The 17,613-nt window shown below is 64.9% G+C and carries 15 protein-coding genes; 9 read left to right on the top strand and 6 right to left on the bottom strand.

Annotated elements, in window-relative coordinates; all coding sequences use genetic code 11:
- Positions 1–3: 3 nt before the first annotated feature.
- Genes ACFSOZ_RS21810 through ACFSOZ_RS21795 form a run of 4 tightly spaced genes read right to left on the bottom strand, consistent with a single transcriptional unit; the run spans position 4 to position 3,970 of the window.
- Complete coding sequence (locus ACFSOZ_RS21810) at positions 4–1,035, bottom strand: ABC transporter ATP-binding protein (protein WP_379101401.1); 1,032 nt, start codon at positions 1,033–1,035, stop codon at positions 4–6.
- Positions 1,032–2,111, bottom strand: coding sequence for an ABC transporter ATP-binding protein (locus tag ACFSOZ_RS21805; protein WP_379101399.1), 1,080 nt, complete (start codon positions 2,109–2,111; stop codon positions 1,032–1,034). Before ACFSOZ_RS21805 ends, ACFSOZ_RS21810 begins: the two co-directional genes overlap by 4 nt.
- Before the next feature lie 3 nt (positions 2,112–2,114).
- Complete coding sequence (locus ACFSOZ_RS21800; RefSeq protein ID WP_379101397.1) at positions 2,115–2,957, bottom strand: ABC transporter permease; 843 nt, start codon at positions 2,955–2,957, stop codon at positions 2,115–2,117.
- Positions 2,957–3,970, bottom strand: a complete 1,014-nt coding sequence (locus tag ACFSOZ_RS21795; protein WP_379101395.1) for an ABC transporter permease — start codon at positions 3,968–3,970, stop codon at positions 2,957–2,959. The genes ACFSOZ_RS21800 and ACFSOZ_RS21795 overlap by 1 nt, the downstream gene beginning before the upstream one ends.
- Positions 3,971–4,157: 187 nt before the next feature.
- Between ACFSOZ_RS21795 and ACFSOZ_RS21790 the strand changes: the two genes are divergently transcribed.
- The 4 genes from ACFSOZ_RS21790 to ACFSOZ_RS21775 all read left to right on the top strand — a co-directional run bounded on the left by ACFSOZ_RS21790 (position 4,158) and on the right by ACFSOZ_RS21775 (position 9,443).
- On the top strand, positions 4,158–4,967 hold the full coding sequence (locus tag ACFSOZ_RS21790) for an IclR family transcriptional regulator (RefSeq protein ID WP_379101393.1): 810 nt from the start codon (positions 4,158–4,160) through the stop codon (positions 4,965–4,967).
- A gap of 273 nt (positions 4,968–5,240) precedes the next feature.
- Entirely contained in the window at positions 5,241–6,572 is a 1,332-nt protein-coding gene (locus ACFSOZ_RS21785; protein WP_379101392.1) for a glucoamylase family protein, read from the top strand.
- The gene (locus ACFSOZ_RS21780; RefSeq protein ID WP_379101390.1) at positions 6,562–8,091 is read left to right on the top strand and encodes a mercuric reductase; all 1,530 of its coding nucleotides are present in this window, start codon (positions 6,562–6,564) and stop codon (positions 8,089–8,091) included. Before ACFSOZ_RS21785 ends, ACFSOZ_RS21780 begins: the two co-directional genes overlap by 11 nt.
- 131 nt (positions 8,092–8,222) lie before the next feature.
- Positions 8,223–9,443, top strand: a complete 1,221-nt coding sequence (locus ACFSOZ_RS21775) for a glycosyltransferase family 4 protein (RefSeq protein WP_379101388.1) — start codon at positions 8,223–8,225, stop codon at positions 9,441–9,443.
- A gap of 28 nt (positions 9,444–9,471) precedes the next feature.
- Here the strand turns inward: ACFSOZ_RS21775 and ACFSOZ_RS21770 are convergent, their stop codons facing one another.
- On the bottom strand, positions 9,472–10,047 hold the full coding sequence (locus ACFSOZ_RS21770) for a DUF1349 domain-containing protein (protein ID WP_379101386.1): 576 nt from the start codon (positions 10,045–10,047) through the stop codon (positions 9,472–9,474).
- An 81-nt stretch (positions 10,048–10,128) separates the two neighbouring features.
- On the bottom strand, positions 10,129–11,568 hold the full coding sequence (locus tag ACFSOZ_RS21765) for an aldehyde dehydrogenase family protein (protein ID WP_379101384.1): 1,440 nt from the start codon (positions 11,566–11,568) through the stop codon (positions 10,129–10,131).
- A 276-nt stretch (positions 11,569–11,844) separates the two neighbouring features.
- Here ACFSOZ_RS21765 and ACFSOZ_RS21760 point away from each other — a divergent pair, with 276 nt between their 5' ends.
- The 5 genes from ACFSOZ_RS21760 to ACFSOZ_RS21740 all read left to right on the top strand — a co-directional run bounded on the left by ACFSOZ_RS21760 (position 11,845) and on the right by ACFSOZ_RS21740 (position 17,604).
- On the top strand, positions 11,845–12,504 hold the full coding sequence (locus tag ACFSOZ_RS21760; protein WP_379101382.1) for a TetR/AcrR family transcriptional regulator: 660 nt from the start codon (positions 11,845–11,847) through the stop codon (positions 12,502–12,504).
- 96 nt (positions 12,505–12,600) lie between these two features.
- Positions 12,601–13,854 (top strand): sarcosine oxidase subunit beta, encoded by a 1,254-nt coding sequence (locus ACFSOZ_RS21755; RefSeq protein ID WP_379101380.1) that lies wholly within the window; start codon positions 12,601–12,603, stop codon positions 13,852–13,854.
- 75 nt (positions 13,855–13,929) lie between these two features.
- Complete coding sequence (locus ACFSOZ_RS21750) at positions 13,930–14,196, top strand: sarcosine oxidase subunit delta (protein ID WP_379101378.1); 267 nt, start codon at positions 13,930–13,932, stop codon at positions 14,194–14,196.
- Positions 14,193–17,072, top strand: coding sequence for a sarcosine oxidase subunit alpha family protein (locus ACFSOZ_RS21745; protein ID WP_379101376.1), 2,880 nt, complete (start codon positions 14,193–14,195; stop codon positions 17,070–17,072). The genes ACFSOZ_RS21750 and ACFSOZ_RS21745 overlap by 4 nt, the downstream gene beginning before the upstream one ends.
- Positions 17,065–17,604 carry a hypothetical protein gene (locus ACFSOZ_RS21740; RefSeq protein WP_379101374.1) on the top strand — a complete coding sequence of 180 codons (540 nt, stop codon included), beginning with the start codon at positions 17,065–17,067 and terminating at the stop codon, positions 17,602–17,604. The genes ACFSOZ_RS21745 and ACFSOZ_RS21740 overlap by 8 nt, the downstream gene beginning before the upstream one ends.
- Positions 17,605–17,613 lie beyond the last annotated feature (9 nt).

Raw genomic sequence — 17,613 nt, 5'->3', positions numbered from 1 at the left:
CTTTCAGACAGTCCTGAAGGTGTCGACGGGCTCCGGGAAATGACAGGCGACGCGATGCGCACCACCGGCCGGATCGAGCGGCGGTTCGGCGCTGGCGCATATCGCCTGCGCCTTGAAGCAGCGCGTGCGGAAGCGGCAACCCGACGGCGGGTTGAGTGGGCTCGGCACGTCGCCGGTCAACACGATGCGCTCGCGCTTGCGCTCCTTCTCGGGATTGGCGAGCGGAACCGCCGACAGCAGCGCCTGGGTGTAGGGATGCAGCGCCCTGGAATAAAGTTCGGCCGCCGGCGCGATCTCGACGATCTTGCCGAGATACATCACCGCAACCTGATGCGAGATGTGGCGCACGACCGAGAGATCATGCGCGATGAACAGATAGGAGGTGCCGAAGGACTGCTGGATGTCCTTGAGCAGGTTGAGCACGCCAGCCTGCACCGAAACATCGAGTGCCGACACCGGCTCGTCGAGGATCACCACTTGCGGGTTGAGCGCGAGCGCACGGGCGATGACGACGCGCTGGCGCTGGCCGCCGGACAATTCGTGCGGATAGCGCTTGCCGTGCTCGGGATTGAGCTTAACGAGTTCCAGCAGTTCGGCGACGCGCGCGCGGCGATCGGCCGCCGACATGTCGCTCATGCGCAGCGGCTCGGCGATGTTGTCGGCGATGCGCATGCGTGGATGCAGCGAGCCGTACGGGTCCTGGAAGACCAACTGGATGTAGCGCCGCATCAGGCGCATGTCCTCGTGGTTCAGCGCAAGCAGGTTCTGGCCGCGGAACCAGCTTTCGCCGCTGGTCGGCTCGATCAGCCGCATCAGGCAGCGCCCAAGGGTCGACTTGCCGCAACCGGATTCGCCGACGAGGCCCAGTGTTTCGCCGGGCGCAACATCAAAGGAAACATCGGCGACCGCCCGCACATGGGCAACCGCGCGGTCGAAGACGAGCCCGCCACGGACCGGAAAGTCCTTGACGAGATGGCGAACCGAAAGTGCTGGCGCCGGTTTGGCTTCAGTCTGGATTTGCTCCGCTGCGCTCATGGGGCCACGCTTCCACTGTCCAGGCTTGCCGCCGCCAGCGAGGCGCTGTGGAAGGGTGGCAAGGTCGTCGCGAAATGACAGGCCGAGAACCGGCCGCCGATATCGTGCAGCGGCGGGTCTTCGGTTCGGCAGCGTGCCTCGGCATGGATGCAGCGCGGATGGAAGGCGCAGCCGCCGGGCAAACGGCCGAGTGCCGGCGGCGAGCCATCGATCGAGAACAGCCGGTCGCGGCTTTCCTCGAGATTGGGGATCGAGGCGATGAGGCCGCGCGTGTAGGGATGGCGCGGGTCGGCGAACAGCTCGGACACGCCGGCCTGTTCGACGACCCGGCCGGAATAGACGACAGCGACGCGGTCGGCGTGGCCGGCGACGACGCCAAGGTCATGGGTGATCAAGACCAGGCCGAGGCCGAGCCGCTTCTGCAGCGAGCGCAGCACCGACAGGATCTGCGCCTGCACCGTGACGTCGAGCGCCGTGGTCGGTTCGTCGGCGATCAAGAGGTCCGGATCGTTGGCGACGGCCATCGCGATCACAGCGCGCTGGCGCATGCCGCCGGAGAATTCATGCGGATACTGGTTGACCCGCCGCTCCGGCTGCGGGATCGCCACCAGGGCGAGCAGTTCCACTGCGCGCGCCATGGCCTGCTTGCGGGTGACGCGCTGATGCAGCCTGACCGCCTCGGCGATCTGCGCGCCGACCGTCATCACCGGGTTGAGTGAGGACAGCGGGTCCTGGAAGATCATGGCGATGCGCGCGCCCCTGATCTTGCGCATCTCGCGTGCCGGCTTGCCGACCAGTTCATCGCCGTTGAAACGAACCGAGCCGGTGACCACCGCATTCTTGGAGGTCAGGCCGAGAGCGGCGAGCATGCCGACGGATTTGCCCGAGCCGGACTCGCCGACAATGCCGACCACCTCGCCCTTGGCGACATCGAGATCAATGCCGCGCACCGCTTCGAACTGACTGCCCGCTCGCCGGAAGCCGACGCGTAACCCGCGTATGGACAGCAATGGCTCTCGCCCTGCTGCGTTGTTGTCGATGGCGCCGGAGCGCGCCGAAGAGTGCTGTGCGCTCATCGTCTAGTCCGACCTTGGATCGAGAATGTCGCGCAAGCCGTCGCCGATGAAGTTGAAGCCGAGCACGATGGTGAGGATGGCCACACCGGGACCGAAGGCGATCCACCATTGATAGAAATGGACGGCGCCATCGGAGATCATCGAGCCCCATTCGGGAGTCGGTGGCGTGGCGCCAAGGCCGATGAAGCTCAGCGATGCGGCGAGCAGCACGACCTGGCCGAGATCCATGGTGGCGCTGATCAGCACCGGGGTCCAGCAGAGCGGCAATATGTGCGTGAACAGCACGCGACGCGGCCTGGCGCCGGCGGCAATCGCCGCCTCGACATGCTCGCGCTCCTTCACCTCCAGCACCTGCGCCCGCATCAGCCGGGCGTAGACCGGCCACCACACCAGCACCATGGCGATGGCGGCATTGCCGAGACCCGGCCCGAGCGAGGCGGCAACAGCCATGGCCAGCAGCATCGGCGGGAAGGACAGAGTGACGTCGACAAGCCGCATGATCGCCGCACCAGGCAGGCCGCCGATGAAGCCTGAGATCGCGCCGAGCAGCGAGCCGATGACCACGGCTGAGACGACGACCAGAACCGCGATCGGCAGTGAATGCAGCGCGCCGTGCAAGGTGCGGCTCAAGACGTCACGGCCGAGTGCATCGGTGCCGAGCCAGTGTGCCCAGCTCGGCGGCTGCAAGCGGCGTGCCACCATTTCGAGCGGATCGAACTGCACGACCAGATTGGCGAACACGGTCATGAACAGCCAGAACAGTATGACGACGGTGCCGATGACCAACGGCCCGGTCAGCCATTCCGGGACCGTCGAGGAGCGAGACTTGGTGACGATGGCTGTCATCAGCTCAATCTCACGCGCGGATTGGCCACGACATAGAGTATGTCTGTGATGAGATTGGTGACCAGGAAGGCGAGGCCGCCGACGATGGTGACGCCGATGATCGCCGGGAAGTCGAGCGCGCGCGCCGCCTCGACGGCGTAGGAGCCCATGCCCGGCCAGGAAAAGATGGTCTCGGTCAGCACCGCGCCGGTGATCAGGTAGGCGAAGGAATAGCCGATGACGGTCAAGGTCGGCACCATCGTGTTGCGCAGCGCGTGCACGACGACGACGCGCAATTCGCTCGCCCCCTTGGCACGCGCGGTGAGCACGAACTCGCGGCTCATCACGTCCAGCATGTTGGCGCGCACCAGCCGCGATATGGTTCCCGAAACCGTCCAGCCGAGTACGAAGGCCGGCAGCAGCAAGTGCCACAATGCGTCCTTGAAGACGGTGAGATTGCCGGCCAGCAGGGAATCGATGGTGAGAAAGCCGGTGATGCCAGGCGGCAGCGCCAGGCGGGCATCGAGCCGGCCCGGCCCCGGCAGCCAGTTCAGCAGGACGGAGAAGATGAACAGCAGGCCGAGTCCCGACCAGAACACCGGCAGCGACGATCCGAACAGCGCGAACAGCCGCGCGCCATGGTCGATCAGGCTGTTGCGGAAATAGGCCGCCAGCACGCCAAGCACGATGCCGAGCGTGGTGCCGAAGATCATCGCGGCCGTGACCAGTTCGAGCGTTGCCGGCAAGCGATAGAGGATGTCGGTGCCGACATTGCGCTTGGTGATGAAGGAGGTGCCGAGATCGCCGCTCAACAGATTGCCAAGATATATCATATAGCGTTCCGGCAAAGGACGATCCAAGCCCCAGCGCGCCTTGGCAGCAGCCACCACCTCCGGGTTGTTCATCTGCTGCTCGGAGACGATCGCCGTCAGGGGATCGCCCTTCGTCACCGTGGTGATCAGGAATGCGATGGTGACGATGCCGAGCACCAGAAACGGCATCGCGATAAGCCGGCGCAAAATATAGCGGGACACGTGGCTACCTTCACAAGGACGGGCTTCGTAGGATGGCACAAGGCGCTGGGACATGCCACCGATGCAGCATATTGACAGTCCGGGAAAGCCCCTGTCAATATAAATGGAATTTAATTTCATTTTTCGACCACCGCGCCGGCGGCACCGGCCTGACCGGCGAACACTTGTCGCCAGAAAGACCCGTAGCGTGCGCAAGCGAGCGACCAAGGACGAGACGGAGCTTGAAGGCGAAGGCGGGCAGCTTTCGTCGTCGCTGGTGCGCGGGCTCGGCATCCTGCGCGCCTTCCGACCGGGCGACATCTCGCTCGGCAACCAGGACATCATCGCCCGCACCGGCTTGCCGAAAGCGACGGTGTCGCGCATCACCTATACGCTGAGCGCGCTCGGCTACCTCCTGTACGACAAGGACCTCGGCCGCTACAGCCTGGGGCCAGCGACCGTGGCCCTGGGCTATTCGGCGCTGAGTTCCAGCGCCGTCGTTCACGTCGCGCGGCCGCTGATGCAGCCGCTGGCCGACCTGACCGGGGCGGCGGTGGCGCTCGGCACGCGCGACAGCCTCAACATGGTCTACCTGGCCAATTGCCGCTCGGAGAGCCTTGTCACGTTGCGGCTCAATCCGGGCTCCTATCTGCCGATCTGGAAGACATCGATGGGGCTGGCCTATGTGGCGGCCCTTTCGCCCGAGGAACGCGCGGGGCTCCTGCGAGCTTTGCAGGAAGCGGAACCGGAGAGCACCGAGAAGATAGAAGCGGCCTTCACCGACGCGATCGCGCAGTATGCACGGTTCGGCTATGTGACATCGTTTGGCGCCTGGCACAGCTACATCCATGCGGTCGGCGTGCCTTTCCGGCCGCGCGACGGCTCGCCGCTGATCGCCATCACTTGTGGCGGCATTGGCGAGATCATCACCGAGGACCGCGCCCATGCGGAAATCGGGCCAGCGCTGGTAGCGATGGTCGAAGCCCTGGGCAGAGAGCTCGAGGGAAATCCGGCGTAAGTCCAGGCTGGTGAGGCGGCAGCGCCACCTGCTGGTCCAAGTCGGAACATCCCTGCGTCGGGCGGTTGAAACTACAATTCTGCGTGACGGGGCAACGAACGGAGCTGGACACGCGTATAGTTGCCAATGCTCGAATCGGCGATGATCCAGGCAGAGTATGCGGGGAAACCATGACACGGAGTGACAGCTCGGCATGCGCGACAAGCCGCCGGCGGCTCGCCATCGCAGTACGACCAACGAAGGCTGCGGCCATCAGGCTGGAGTTTGCATCGTTTGCTTAGAGCCGAACCCGACGCGTTGCCCGATGACGAGCTTCTGGACCGCTATCAGCGCGCTGCCTTCGACTATTTCCTCGAGAACATGAACCCGGAAAACGGGCTGGTCGCCGATACGTCGCGGCCGAATTCACCGGCCAGCATCGCCGTCGTCGGCTTCGCCCTGTCCTGCTATCCGATCGGCGTCGAGCGCGGCTGGATGACGCGCGAGGCGGCTGTGAAGCTGACCCTTGCCGCGCTGCGTTTCTTCTGGACCAGCCCGCAAGGCAATGGCGATGACGTCACCGGTCACAAAGGCTTCTACTATCACTTCCTCGACATGCGAACCGGCCTGCGTGTCTGGCGCTGCGAACTGTCGATGGTGGATACCGCATTGCTGATCGCCGGCATGCTGGTGGCGGGTGCCTATTTCTCCGGTGACGATGGCGAGGAAGCCGAAATCCGCCAACTGGCCGAGGCGCTCTACCGGCGCGTCGACTGGCGATGGGCACAAGGCAGCAGTCCAACCTTGCGGCAGGGCTGGAAGCCGAAGAGCGGCTTTCTCCATTATGGTTGGGAAGGCTACAACGAAGCGACGATCCTCTACGTGCTGTCGATGGCCTCGCCCGACAGCCCGACCTCGGACGACAGCTATGCAGGCTGGACGGCGACCTACCAGTGGGAAAACATCTACGGCTACGACCTGCTCTATGGCGGACCGCTGTTCATGCACCAGTTCTCGCATGCCTGGATCGATTTCGCCGGCATCCGCGACGCTTTCATGCGCGAGAAGAATTCGGACTATTTCGAAAACAGCCGCCGCGCGACCTACCTTCATCGCGACTATGCGCGCCACAACCCCTATGGTTATGACGGCTACGACGAGAATTTGTGGGGACTTTCCGCGGGCGACGGGCCGGGCGGCTTTCGCGCCAGCGTAGCGCGACAGCGTCGCCGGTTTTCCGGCTATGCCGCGCGCGGCGCCCCGTTCGGGCCGGATGACGGGACGATCGCCCCATGGTCCTATCCGGCGTCGTTGCCTTTCGCGCCGGATATCTGCCTGGCGGCGTTGCGCCATCTCGGAGATCGCTACCCCGAAGTGATCGACAATTTCCGGCTGCCGAGCGGCTTCAATCCGACACTGGCCAACAGGAGAAAATTCGGCCGGCACGGCTGGGTCTCCGAAGGCCACTACGGTCTGGACCAGGGCATCGTGGTGATGATGATCGAGAACCATCGCTCGCGCCTGATCTGGAAGCTGATGCAGTCCAACCAGCACATCCGTCGCGGCCTGGGCAAAGCGGGTTTCAGCGGCGGCTGGCTGTCGAGGGATGGCGGCGATGTCGGCTGACCGAACCGGGGCCCGCGCCTTCCCTGTCGACCGCAATGACATCAATCTGATCAAGCACGCCCATCCGCCGCACTGGCGGAACCCGGAGCCGGACGGTCCCTACAATCTCGTCGTCATCGGCGCCGGACCGGCCGGGCTGACCGCCGCCCGCGAAGCGGCCGGCCTCGGCGCAAAGGTCGCGCTCATCGAGCGCAACCTGATCGGCGGCGCCTGCATCAATGTCGGCTGCATCCCGTCGAAGTCGATCATCCGCACGGCCAGGCTCTATGCCGATATGCGCGATGCCGAGAATTTCGGCGGCGATGCGCCGGACCATCTTCGCGTCGACTTTCAGCGGGCGATGACGCGGATGCGGCAGATCCGGCAGCGGATCAGCCGCGCCGATGCCGCCGCGACCATCGCGTCGGAAGGCATCGACCTCTATTTTGGCGAAGCGCGATTTGCCGGACCGGACGCGGTCATGGTGGCGGGCAAGACGCTGCGTTTCAGGAAGGCGCTGGTCGCGACAGGCGCACGTCCAAGCCTGCCGGCTATTCCAGGGCTGGCCGAAGCCGGCTATCTCAGCAACGAGACGATGTTCAACCTCACAGCCTGCCCGCCACGGCTTCTGGTCATCGGCGGCGGACCGCTCGGTTGCGAGGCGGCGCAGGCCTTCTGCCTGCTGGGTGCGAAAGTCATCCTGGCGCAGCGGGATCCGATGTTCCTGCCCGGCGAGGAACGCGACGCCGCCCAGGTCCTTTCGGACGCGCTGGCGCGCGAGGGGATCGAGGTTCGCCTCAACACCGAAGTGATGGCGGTGCGGACGGCAGGCGGCAAGAAGCTCGCCGACCTGGTGCGGGACGACGACACGACGACGATTTCCGTCGACGAGATCATCACCGGCATCGGCCGCTCACCCAATGTCGACGGTCTCGACCTGGAAAGCGCCGAGGTGGCATACGCTGCCGACGGCATCAAGGTGGACGATTATCTGCGGACCACAAATCCGCGCGTCTATGCGGCGGGCGATGTCTGCCTCGATTACAAATTCACCCATACCGCGGAAGCAACGGCCCGCATCGTCGTGCAGAACGCCCTGTTCCTCGGACGCAAGAGGCTGAGCGAACTGGTGGTTCCGTGGTGCACCTATACCGATCCGGAAATCGCCCATGTCGGCTTCTATCCGGCGCAGGCGCGCCAGAACGGCATCCCGGTCAAGACCTATACGGTGCTGATGCACGATGTCGCCCGCGCGGTCATGGACGGCGAGGAAGAGGGTTTTGTCAAAATTCACGTCAAGGAAGGATCGGATCGCATCCTGGGTGCCACCGTCGTTGCCAGCCATGCCGGCGAGATGATCAACGCGGTGTCGCTCGCCATCAAATCCGGTATGGGATTGCACGCGCTGGCCGAAGTCATCCATCCCTTCCCGACGCAGGCACAAGGCATAAAGATGGCCGGCGACGCCTACCGGCGAACCCGGTTCACCGCATTTTGGCGGCAGCTGTCCGCGCGCTGGCTGGCGTGGTCCAGGCGGTGACCCTAGTGTCCTACCGCATGCTGGCCGGCCATGGTTAGACTGGCTGCACCGGAAGGGGATCCAGTGCTTGACGAAAGCGCCGTTCGGCTAAACAAGTCGAAGCTGTCTTTGTGATTGCGGAACCGCCTGGAATGCCGTCTGGAATAGAGCCGCAGAGCGCCGGACGGCGCGTGCTGGTCGTGTCGCACGATCCGGCCTTTCCACCGGCCTCCGGCGGAGATCTGCGGAACCATCGCAATGCTGTAGCGGCAGCGGCATTCGGTCCCGTCTGCCTGGTGTCGGTGCGTCCGCAGGCCATGGTGCCGGACGCGGCCGATCCGCCGATCCGCATCGAGGCCCTGTCGATCGAAGGAGAAGCCCGCACCGGTTCGATCGGATGGTGGCGCTTAAGGGCAGAGCATCGCATTTCACGCTCCGCTTTGGCGCGGCTGGAGATGCTCGTTCGAGACTTCGGCGCGGACACCATTGTGGTCGAGGGCGTCGGCCTGTTCAAGCTGCTGCGGCCTTTGCGGCCCCTGACCAAACAGCTCATCCTCGACATGCACAATGTCGAGTCCGACCTGGCGGCGCAATTGCATCGGGCCGATAGAGCGCGATCCGCCGCGGCCAGGCTCGCCACGGCCCTTGCCATCAGGCGCCTCGAAAGAAAGGCGCTTTCCCTTGTCGACAGGGTCTGGGTCTGCTCGAACGAGGATCGCGAAAGGCTGATGACGCTTTTCCCGCACAATGTGCCGATCGATGTCGTTCCGAACGGAATTCCCCACGCCGGCGATATCCCCGAAACGCTGCCCACCGAGGCTGCGGCCGACAATGGCTTTCCGGTCATCCTGTTGGTCGGTCATCTGGACTATCCGCCGAACGTCGATGCCGCCAAGCGGTTAGCCGGCAGCATATTGCCCCGCATCCGGCAGACCTTGCCGGCGGCGAGACTGGTTATTGCAGGCCGCCGCCCGAAGCCTGCCGTGCGGGCGCTGGCGCGATTGCCCAATGTGGAGCTCGTCGAAAACCCCGAAACCATGGCGCCGCTCCTGTCCGGGGCACATCTCACCATCATTCCGCTTGCGGCAGGCGGCGGCACGCGCATCAAGATCCTGGAGGCGATGGCCTGGGGCGTGCCGGTGATCGCCACGCCGTTGGCGGCCGAGGGGCTGGGCCTGGTCGATAACGAAGAGTTGCTGCTGTCGGATACCGATGAAGGGCTTGCCGACATGGCCGTCAGACTTTGCCTGGACACGGACCGCAGAGCAAAGCAGCGTATCAGCGCGCATCAAGCGGTATGGGCGAGGTTCGGGCCGCAAGCCATCAGCAATGCCGTTCGCGATGGGTTGGGACTGGATGAGGCCGGCGCATGATCAATGCTTCGGAGCAGAAGCGCAGGCTTCAATCGTGCAGTTCCCGTGATATCGGCGGACCGACAGTGAAACCGGAGAATGTGACCTCGAAACCTTCGCGTTGCGGCGAACAGCACATCATGCCGACATCGACCGCCTTCGAGATCGGGAAATAGGCGAGCCGCACTGGCTTCCAGTGGCCATCGGAAGCATCGAGATACTGGATGCGGATCGTCTCGGCATGACGGGTCAACCGGATCCGCACGCCGTGCCCACTGGCCCGAATGGTGGCCAGCGACCAGTCCGAGGCGTCGTTGGTGACGACGACGGAAAAATACATCACGCCGTCGGTGTATTCGATGCCGGCCTTGATCCAGTGCGTTTCGCTCAGCCGGACCATCAATCCGGCCTGGTCGTAAAGCACCTCGTAGCGCCCCTCGACCGAGACTTCGGCGGTGAAATCGCCCTCGACCTTGCGGTACAGGAAGTGCCCGTTGTCGCGCCAGAAATCGTAGAAGGTCTCGCGCCAGAAATCGGTTTCCTTGCCGGTGCGCACGCGAACCGTATCGCCGTCGATGACATGGTGCGGCGGCGGATTGAGCCAGGTCAGGTCTTGCAATGTCATCGCCTTGCCCCGGTCCGGTGTTCTCGATGTGCGTGGCGGCTCGCCGGCCCGATCGGCCGGCGTCCGATCACCCTGCGCCGATCAGCCTGCGAACGTATAAGCGGTCTTCACCGTGGTGTAGAATTCGGCGGCATAGCGACCCTGTTCGCGCGGTCCGTAGCTGGACCCCTTGCGGCCGCCGAAGGGAACATGGAAGTCGACACCCGCCGTCGGCAGATTGACCATCACCATGCCGGCCTCCGAATTGCGCTTGAAATGCGTGGCGTGCTTGAGGCTCGACGTGCAGATGCCCGAGGTCAGCCCGAAGGGCGTGTCGTTGGCGACAGTCAGCGCCTCGTCGTAGTCCTTGACGCGGATGACGCTGGCGACAGGTCCGAAGATCTCTTCGCGCGAACTGCGCATAGTGTTGGTGGCCTGCGTCAGCAGCGCCGGCTGCAGGTAGAAGCCCGGCGTCTTGCGGTCGAGCCGCTCGCCGCCGAAGGCAAGCTCGGCGCCTTCCGCGCGGCCGATGGCGATGTAGTCTTCGTCCTGCTTCAACTGGGTCGCGTCGACGACCGGACCGATCTGGGTTTGTGCGTCGAGCGCGTCGCCGACGACCAGTTTGCTCATGCGATCCTTGAGGGCATCGACGAAACGGTCATGGATGCCGTCGGTCACGATGAGCCGCGACGAGGCCGTGCAGCGCTGGCCGGTCGAAAAGAAGGCGCCATTGAGCGCGCAATCGACGGCGACCGCTAGGTCGGCATCGTCCAGCACGACCAGCGGGTTCTTGCCACCCATTTCGAGCTGGAACTTGCGCATATGCTCGATGCTTGCGGCGGCGACACGCTTGCCGGTGCCGACCGAGCCTGTGAAGGTGATGGCGTTGACGTCGGGACTGTCGAGCATGGCCTGGCCAACGACCGAGCCCTTGCCCATGACGAGATTGAGCACGCCCTTCGGCAGCCCGGCGCGATGCAGGATATCGACGATGGACCAGGCGCTCTCGGGAACCAGCTCCGCCGGCTTGAAGACGATGGTGTTGCCATGGGCCAGCGCCGGAGCGATCTTCCAGGCCGGAATGGCGATCGGGAAATTCCACGGCGTGATGATGCCGACCACGCCGACCGCCTCGCGCGTGATCTCGACGCCGACGCCAGGCCGCACGCTTGGCACGACCTCGCCGGACAGGCGCAATGTTTCGCCAGCAAAGAAATCGAAGATCTGGGCGGCGCGAATGGTCTCGCCGATGCCTTCGGCCAGCGTCTTGCCTTCCTCACGCGCCAGGTTGCGGCCGATCTCGTCCTTGCGCGCCAGGATCTCGTCCGAGGCTTTCTTCAGCACCGCGTGGCGCGCCAGCGGACCGGAACGGGACCATGCCGGAAACGCCGCCTTGGCCGCGGCGATCGCCTGCCCCGCCTGGGCGGCTCCCGCCGAGGCATAGTCGCCGACGACATCGCCGGTATCCGAGGGATTGATGTTGCGGGAGCCGGCGTCGCCAACCCATTCGCCGTCGATGAAGTTCTGTCGAAACGGGGTCATGATCTTGTCTTCCTGCTGGTGGGCCGCACGGCGGCATCTGTCTGAATTGGTATTTGCCAGACAATTGCCTTGCGGGAAAGCACGCAAGTGGGCCAAGCGCCGCGACAAAAATCCCCTGGCCTGGCGTCACGCCGATGACGCGGTGGCGGCAGCGCCATACAGATCCCCCAATTCGGCTAACTTCCGTGAGGCATCGGCCGGGCCTGATCGAATTGCTCTGTACATATGTGTCCATAGCCTTGATTTGGCTGATGCAGCGTGTCATGCGTCGTATCGATGGAAGCCACCGACACGACGACCCAGCGCGCCGGCGCCACCGGCAACATCAAGGCCACCCGCGAAGACTGGCTGAAGCTTGCGCTTGAAACGTTGATCTCGGATGGCGTCGAACGCGTCCGCGTGCTGACGCTTGGCCAAAAGCTCGACGTGTCACGCTCCAGCTTCTACTGGTATTTCAAGAGCCGCCAGGACCTGCTCGACCAGTTGCTGGACTACTGGCGGCAGACCAATACCAGGTTCATCGTCGAACGCGCCAGGCGGCCCTCCGCGACCGTGATCCGCGGGGTGATGAGCATTTTCGAATGCTGGGTCGACGAGAGGCTGTTCGATCCGCAACTGGATTTCGCGATCAGGGCTTGGGCGCGTCGCTCGCCTGCCATCCGGCGCGCGCTCGACGCGGCCGACGAGGAGCGCGTCAGTGCCATTCGCGACATGTTCATGCGTCATGGCTATGACGAGGAAGATGCGTTCGTGCGGGCCCGTGTGCTCTATTTCATGCAGATCGGCTATTACTCGCTCGAGCTGAACGAGCCGATGAGCAGCCGCCTGCCTCACGTCGCCGCCTATCTGCGCAGCTTCACCGGCCAGGAGCCTCAGGCAGAGGATGTCGAGGAGTTCTCGCGCTATGTCGAGGAGACGATTTCGCGCAAACGCTAGCACCATCCGCTGCGTGCAGGATCGACAGGTGTACTAGACATATATGTACAATACTACTACGCTTTACCCTGAGAAATCAGCCTTGCCCGGCACACCATGACCAGAATTTATTCCGCTTTGTCGCTCTTCAAGGAGGGGCTGGCCGGCCAGACCGGCTGGCAGCCGGCCTGGCGCTCGCCCGAGCCGAAGCCGTCCTATGACGCGATCGTCATCGGCGGCGGCGGCCATGGGCTGGCGACGGCCTATTACCTGGCCAAGAACCACAACATCAGCCGGGTGGCAGTGCTGGAAAAGGGCTGGATCGGCGGCGGCAACACCGGCCGCAACACCACCGTGGTGCGCTCCAACTACTACTATCCGGAAAGCGTCGAGCTCTATGGGCTGGCGCACCGGCTCTATGAGGCGCTGTCCAAGGACCTGAACTACAACGTCATGTTGTCACAGCGCGGCATGGTCAATCTGTGCCACAGCACCGCCGAAATGGAGATCGGGGCGCGCACCGTCAACGCCATGCAGATCAACGGCATCGATGCCGAGCTGTTTTCCCCCGAGGATGTGCGCCGGGTGGCGCCGATCTACAATTTCTCAGCCGACGCCCGCTTCCCGGTGTTCGGCGGCATCTGGCAAGGCCGGGCCGGCACGGCGCGTCACGACGCGGTTGCCTGGGGTTACGCGCGGGCCGCGAGCCGGCTCGGCGTCGACATCATCCAGAACTGCGAGATCACCGACTTCATCATCGAGAGTGGCCGCTGCCGCGGCGTCCAGACCTCGCGTGGCGCGATCCGTGCCGAGCGCATCGGCATGGCGGTGGCCGGGCATTCCTCGGTGCTGGCGGCCAAGGCCGGCTTCCGGCTGCCGATCAATTCCTACGCGCTGCAGGCCTGCGTTTCCGAGCCGGTCAAGCCGATCCTCGATACGGTGGTGCTGTCGCCTGGCGCCGGCGTCTATGTCAGCCAGTCGGACAAGGGCGAGATCGTCATCGGCGGCGGGCTCGACCGTATCCCCTCCTATGCGCAGCGCGGCAATCTGCCGACGCTGGAGACGGTGATTGCCGGCCTGCTGGAGATGTTCCCGATCTTCGGCCAGCTCAAGCTGATGCGGCAATGGGCCGGCATCGTCGATGTCGTGCCGGACTCCTCGCCGATCATCGGCGAATCGCCGTTGCCCGGCCTGTTCCTCAATTGCGGCTGGGGCACGGGCGGCTTCAAGGCCATTCCCGCCGGCGGCACGCTGCTGGCGCAATTGCTGGCCACCGGCAAGCACAATGACATCAGCCGTCCTTTCGACCTGGATCGCTTCGCCAGCGGGCGGCTGATCGACGAAGCGGCCGGCTCCGGCATCGCGCACTGATGCATGTCGCCCAAAAGTGCGCAGCGGTTTTGGGACAACGACATGCACAAAGACAAAGACTAGGACGAGGTTCCGATGCAGCTCTTCCCCTGCCCGTTTTGCGGCCCGCGCGACGAGACCGAGTTCCATTATGGCGGCGACGCCGGCAACACGCGACCGGACGGTCGCGACGTGCCGATCGATCGCTGGGCGGACTATCTCTATCTGCACACCAATCCGAAAGGCACGGCGCGCGAAATCTGGGTGCATATGAACTGCGGCGAGTTCTTCGTCATGGAACGTGACACCGTCACCCACAACGTGCTGTCCTCAACCGCCCTCGGTGGGGAGCACGCGGCGTGACCGCCTCGCGCCTTGCCACCGGCGGCAGCGCCATCGACCGCTCGCGGCCGATCCGCTTCAGCTTCGATGGCTCCACCGTGCATGGCTTTGCCGGCGACACCATCGCCTCGGCGCTGCTGGCGGGCGATGTCGCGGTTGTCGGCCGCAGCTTCAAATATCACCGGCCGCGCGGCATCTGGGGCGCCGGCGTCGAGGAGCCGAACGCGCTGGTCGACATCGGCGGCAGTGCCTTGGCGGCGCCCAACACGCGCGCCACGACCGAGGCGGCGCGCGCCAGGCTGGTGGCGAAGAGCGTCAACGCCACGCCCAGTGCATTGAGCGACCGCAACTCTTTCCTCGACCGCTTTTCACGCTTCATTCCGGCGGCGTTCTACTACAAGACCTTCATGTGGCCTGACTGGCACATGTTCGAACCGCGCATCCGCGCCATGGCGGGGCTGGGCAAGGTCGATGCGGACTGGATATCGCCCGGTACGGCCGACCAGATCAATCACCATTGCGACCTGCTGGTGGTGGGCGCCGGACCGGCCGGCCTGGCGGCGGCAAGGCTGGCGTCAGGCGCAGGCCTCTCCGTCATGCTGGTCGACGACCAGAGGCCAGGCGGATCGCTCGGCCACCGCGCTGGCGAGATCGACGGCAAGCCGGCCGACATCTGGGTCGATGAGACGGTTGCGGAGCTTGCTGCGGCCGGTCACCTGATCCTGACTTCGACCACCGCCTTCGGCATTTACGACCACATTCTGGTCGGGTTGAACCAGCGCCATCCAGACGGCCGGCCGGACACGCTGTGGCGGGTCAGGCCACGCCAGATCGTGCTGGCGACCGGCGCCATCGAGCGGCCGCTGCCGTTCGCCAACAATGACCTGCCTGGCATCATGTCGGCGGATGCGGCGCTTGCCTATCTCAAACGGCATGCGGTGCTGGTCGGCCGCCGCATCGTCATCACCACGAACAATGACAGTGCCTATGAGGTGGCGGAGGCGATCGTCAAGGCCGGCGCCGAAGTCACCCTTGTCGACCTGCGGCGCGATGGCACGCCTTCCAAGCCGGAAAATGTCTGGCTGATCAAAGGGCGCGCCCTCGCTTCCGCCAGCGGCAAGCTGCGCGTCGAAGCGGTAACGCTCGATGATGGCACAAGGGTCGATGCCGATTGCGTGCTGGTCTCGGGTGGCTGGACGCCGACCATTCATCTCTTCGGCCAGGCCAAGGGCAAGCTCGCCTGGAGCGAGGCGTGCGCCGCCTTCCTGCCGGGCGATCCAGTCGATGGCATCGCCGTGGCAGGCGCAGCAGCCGGTGCGGTTTCCTTGTCGGAGGTGTTTGCAGGCGCCGGCAAGGCGATTGCATCGCTTGGCCAAACGACGACAGCAGTGCCGCGCAGCACCGGAGCGGAGGCGACGGGCGGCATTCTCGCGGCATGGCCGATGCCGGGCTCGAAGGGACGCATCTGGATCGACTACCAGAACGACGTGACGGTGAAGGACGTCGAACTGGCGGCACGCGAAAACTTCGTCTCGGTCGAACATCTAAAGCGCTACACGACGCTCGGCATGGCGACCGACCAGGGCAAGACCTCCAACCTGCCGGGTCTCGCGCTGATGGCCGGGATCACCGGCCGCACCGTGCCGGAAGTCGGCACCACCACCTATCGCCCGCCGTTCACGCCGGTGCCGCTGGCAAGCTTTGCCGGCGCGCGCGGCGGCGAGTTGATGGCGCCGGTGCGCCGGCTGCCGCTGGAGGCCGTGCATCGCGCCAGCGGCGCCGTCTTCCAGGAGTATGGCGGCTGGCTGCGCCCGGCGCACTATGGCGGCGGCGACACCGAGCGTTCGATCGAGGACGAGGCGCGGCGCGCGCGTCAGTCGGTCGCGCTGTTCGACGGCTCGACGCTCGGCAAGATCGAGGTGATCGGACCGAAGGCGGCCGAATTCGTCGATTTCATCTACTACAACACCATGTCGACGCTGAAGCCCGGTCGTTGCCGCTATGGCTTCATGCTGTCGGAAAACGGCGTGGTCTTCGATGACGGCGTTCTGGTCCGACTGGACGAACATCGATTCGTCGTGTCGTGCTCGTCCTCGCATGTCACTGCCGTGCATGCGCGGCTGGAGGAATGGCGTCAGGACCGTTTCGGACGCGGTGCGGTCTATATCCACAACGCCACAGCCGAAATGGCGACGCTGACCGTTTCGGGGCCAAACGCCCGGAAGCTGCTCGAAACGCTTGGCTTAGGTCTCTCGCTCGACGATGCCGATCTGCCGCACATGGCGGTCGGTCATGGCTCCTATGCCGGTGACGAGGTCCGCATTGCCCGCGTCAGCTTCACCGGCGACAGGAGCTACGAGACGTCGATCCGGGCGGATCGCGCCGCGCCGCTCTGGGCGCATCTGCGCCAGGCCGGCCAGGTGTTCGACGCCGTCGTCATCGGCCTCGAGGCGCTGATGATCCTGCGGGCGGAGAAGGGTTTTATCGTCATCGGCAAGGACACTGACGGCACCACGCTGCCGCATGACCTCGGGGTCGACGGTCCGCGCGCCAAACGCCAGAGCGAATTCGTCGGCCGCCGCTCGCTGTTCACCGAGGAGGCTTCACGCGACAACCGCATGCAGCTTGTCGGACTGACGGTGCCGCGAGGCGAAGCGCCGCTGCCAACCGGTGCCCACGGCATCCGGCGGATCGACGGCAGATTGCGCAGCCAGGGCTTTGTCACCTCGAGCTACCAGAGCCCAACGCTTGGCTGCGCCGTGGCACTTGGCCTGATCGAACGCGGCGCGGCGCGCCACGGGGAGACGATCGAAATCCAGCATCTCGGCAAGGTCAGGACGGCGACGATCGCCGCGCCTTGCGCCTTCGACCCGGCAGGAGACAGGCTGCATGCGTGATCTCGCGGAGAAATGGTCCGTCGCGCCGGACTGGCAGTCGGCGGTCATCACGGCGCCCGGACTTGTGGTGCGCGCGATCTCCGGCCTCGACCAACTGCTGGTCAGCGGTGACCTCGACGCCTGGGCACGGGCATCCGGGATGGACGGGAACGGTGTTGGCGCCTTTGGCACCGCGCAGGGCGAGCGCTATGCGGCGCGGCTGGCGCGCGACCGGCTGCTTGTCGTGTCGAATACACCTCTCGGGATCGCGACCGGCTGGCACGCAGAAGGCTTCGCGGTGACGGGGATCAGCGCCGGGCTGCAGGTGTTCGAGGTCGAGGGCTCGGCGCTCGACGCTTTCATCGCGCGCGGAACGACGCTCGATCCCAAGCAAGCGAGCGCCAGTCCTTCACTTTCCTTCGCCGGTATCAGCGCCGTCGTCTATCGCCATCAGGGCAGACTGCGCATTCATGTCGATCGCGGTCTTGCGGCCTATCTCTGGACATGGATGGAGACAGCGGCCAGCAATATAGCCGTCGACTCAGATAATTAGCCGGCTATC

Origin of the sequence: Mesorhizobium newzealandense (assembly GCF_042682145.1) — a bacterium.
GTDB lineage: Bacteria > Pseudomonadota > Alphaproteobacteria > Rhizobiales > Rhizobiaceae > Mesorhizobium > Mesorhizobium newzealandense.
The sequence above is the reverse complement of the archived record's forward strand: the minus strand, read 5'-3'. Positions and strand labels throughout refer to the sequence as shown.

Excerpts from the sequence above, each read along its gene's own strand:
- ACFSOZ_RS21810 (WP_379101401.1), bottom strand. The coding sequence starts at position 1,035 with ATGAGCGCAGCGGAGCAAATCCAGACTGAAGCCAAACCGGCGCCAGCA.
- ACFSOZ_RS21805 (WP_379101399.1), bottom strand. The coding sequence starts at position 2,111 with ATGAGCGCACAGCACTCTTCGGCGCGCTCCGGCGCCATCGACAACAAC.
- ACFSOZ_RS21800 (WP_379101397.1), bottom strand. The coding sequence starts at position 2,957 with ATGACAGCCATCGTCACCAAGTCTCGCTCCTCGACGGTCCCGGAATGG.
- ACFSOZ_RS21780 (WP_379101390.1), top strand. The coding sequence starts at position 6,562 with ATGTCGGCTGACCGAACCGGGGCCCGCGCCTTCCCTGTCGACCGCAAT.
- ACFSOZ_RS21775 (WP_379101388.1), top strand. The coding sequence starts at position 8,223 with ATGCCGTCTGGAATAGAGCCGCAGAGCGCCGGACGGCGCGTGCTGGTC.
- ACFSOZ_RS21770 (WP_379101386.1), bottom strand. The coding sequence starts at position 10,047 with ATGACATTGCAAGACCTGACCTGGCTCAATCCGCCGCCGCACCATGTC.
- ACFSOZ_RS21765 (WP_379101384.1), bottom strand. The coding sequence starts at position 11,568 with ATGACCCCGTTTCGACAGAACTTCATCGACGGCGAATGGGTTGGCGAC.
- ACFSOZ_RS21760 (WP_379101382.1), top strand. The coding sequence starts at position 11,845 with ATGGAAGCCACCGACACGACGACCCAGCGCGCCGGCGCCACCGGCAAC.
- ACFSOZ_RS21755 (WP_379101380.1), top strand. The coding sequence starts at position 12,601 with ATGACCAGAATTTATTCCGCTTTGTCGCTCTTCAAGGAGGGGCTGGCC.
- ACFSOZ_RS21750 (WP_379101378.1), top strand. The coding sequence starts at position 13,930 with ATGCAGCTCTTCCCCTGCCCGTTTTGCGGCCCGCGCGACGAGACCGAG.
- ACFSOZ_RS21740 (WP_379101374.1), top strand. The coding sequence starts at position 17,065 with ATGCGTGATCTCGCGGAGAAATGGTCCGTCGCGCCGGACTGGCAGTCG.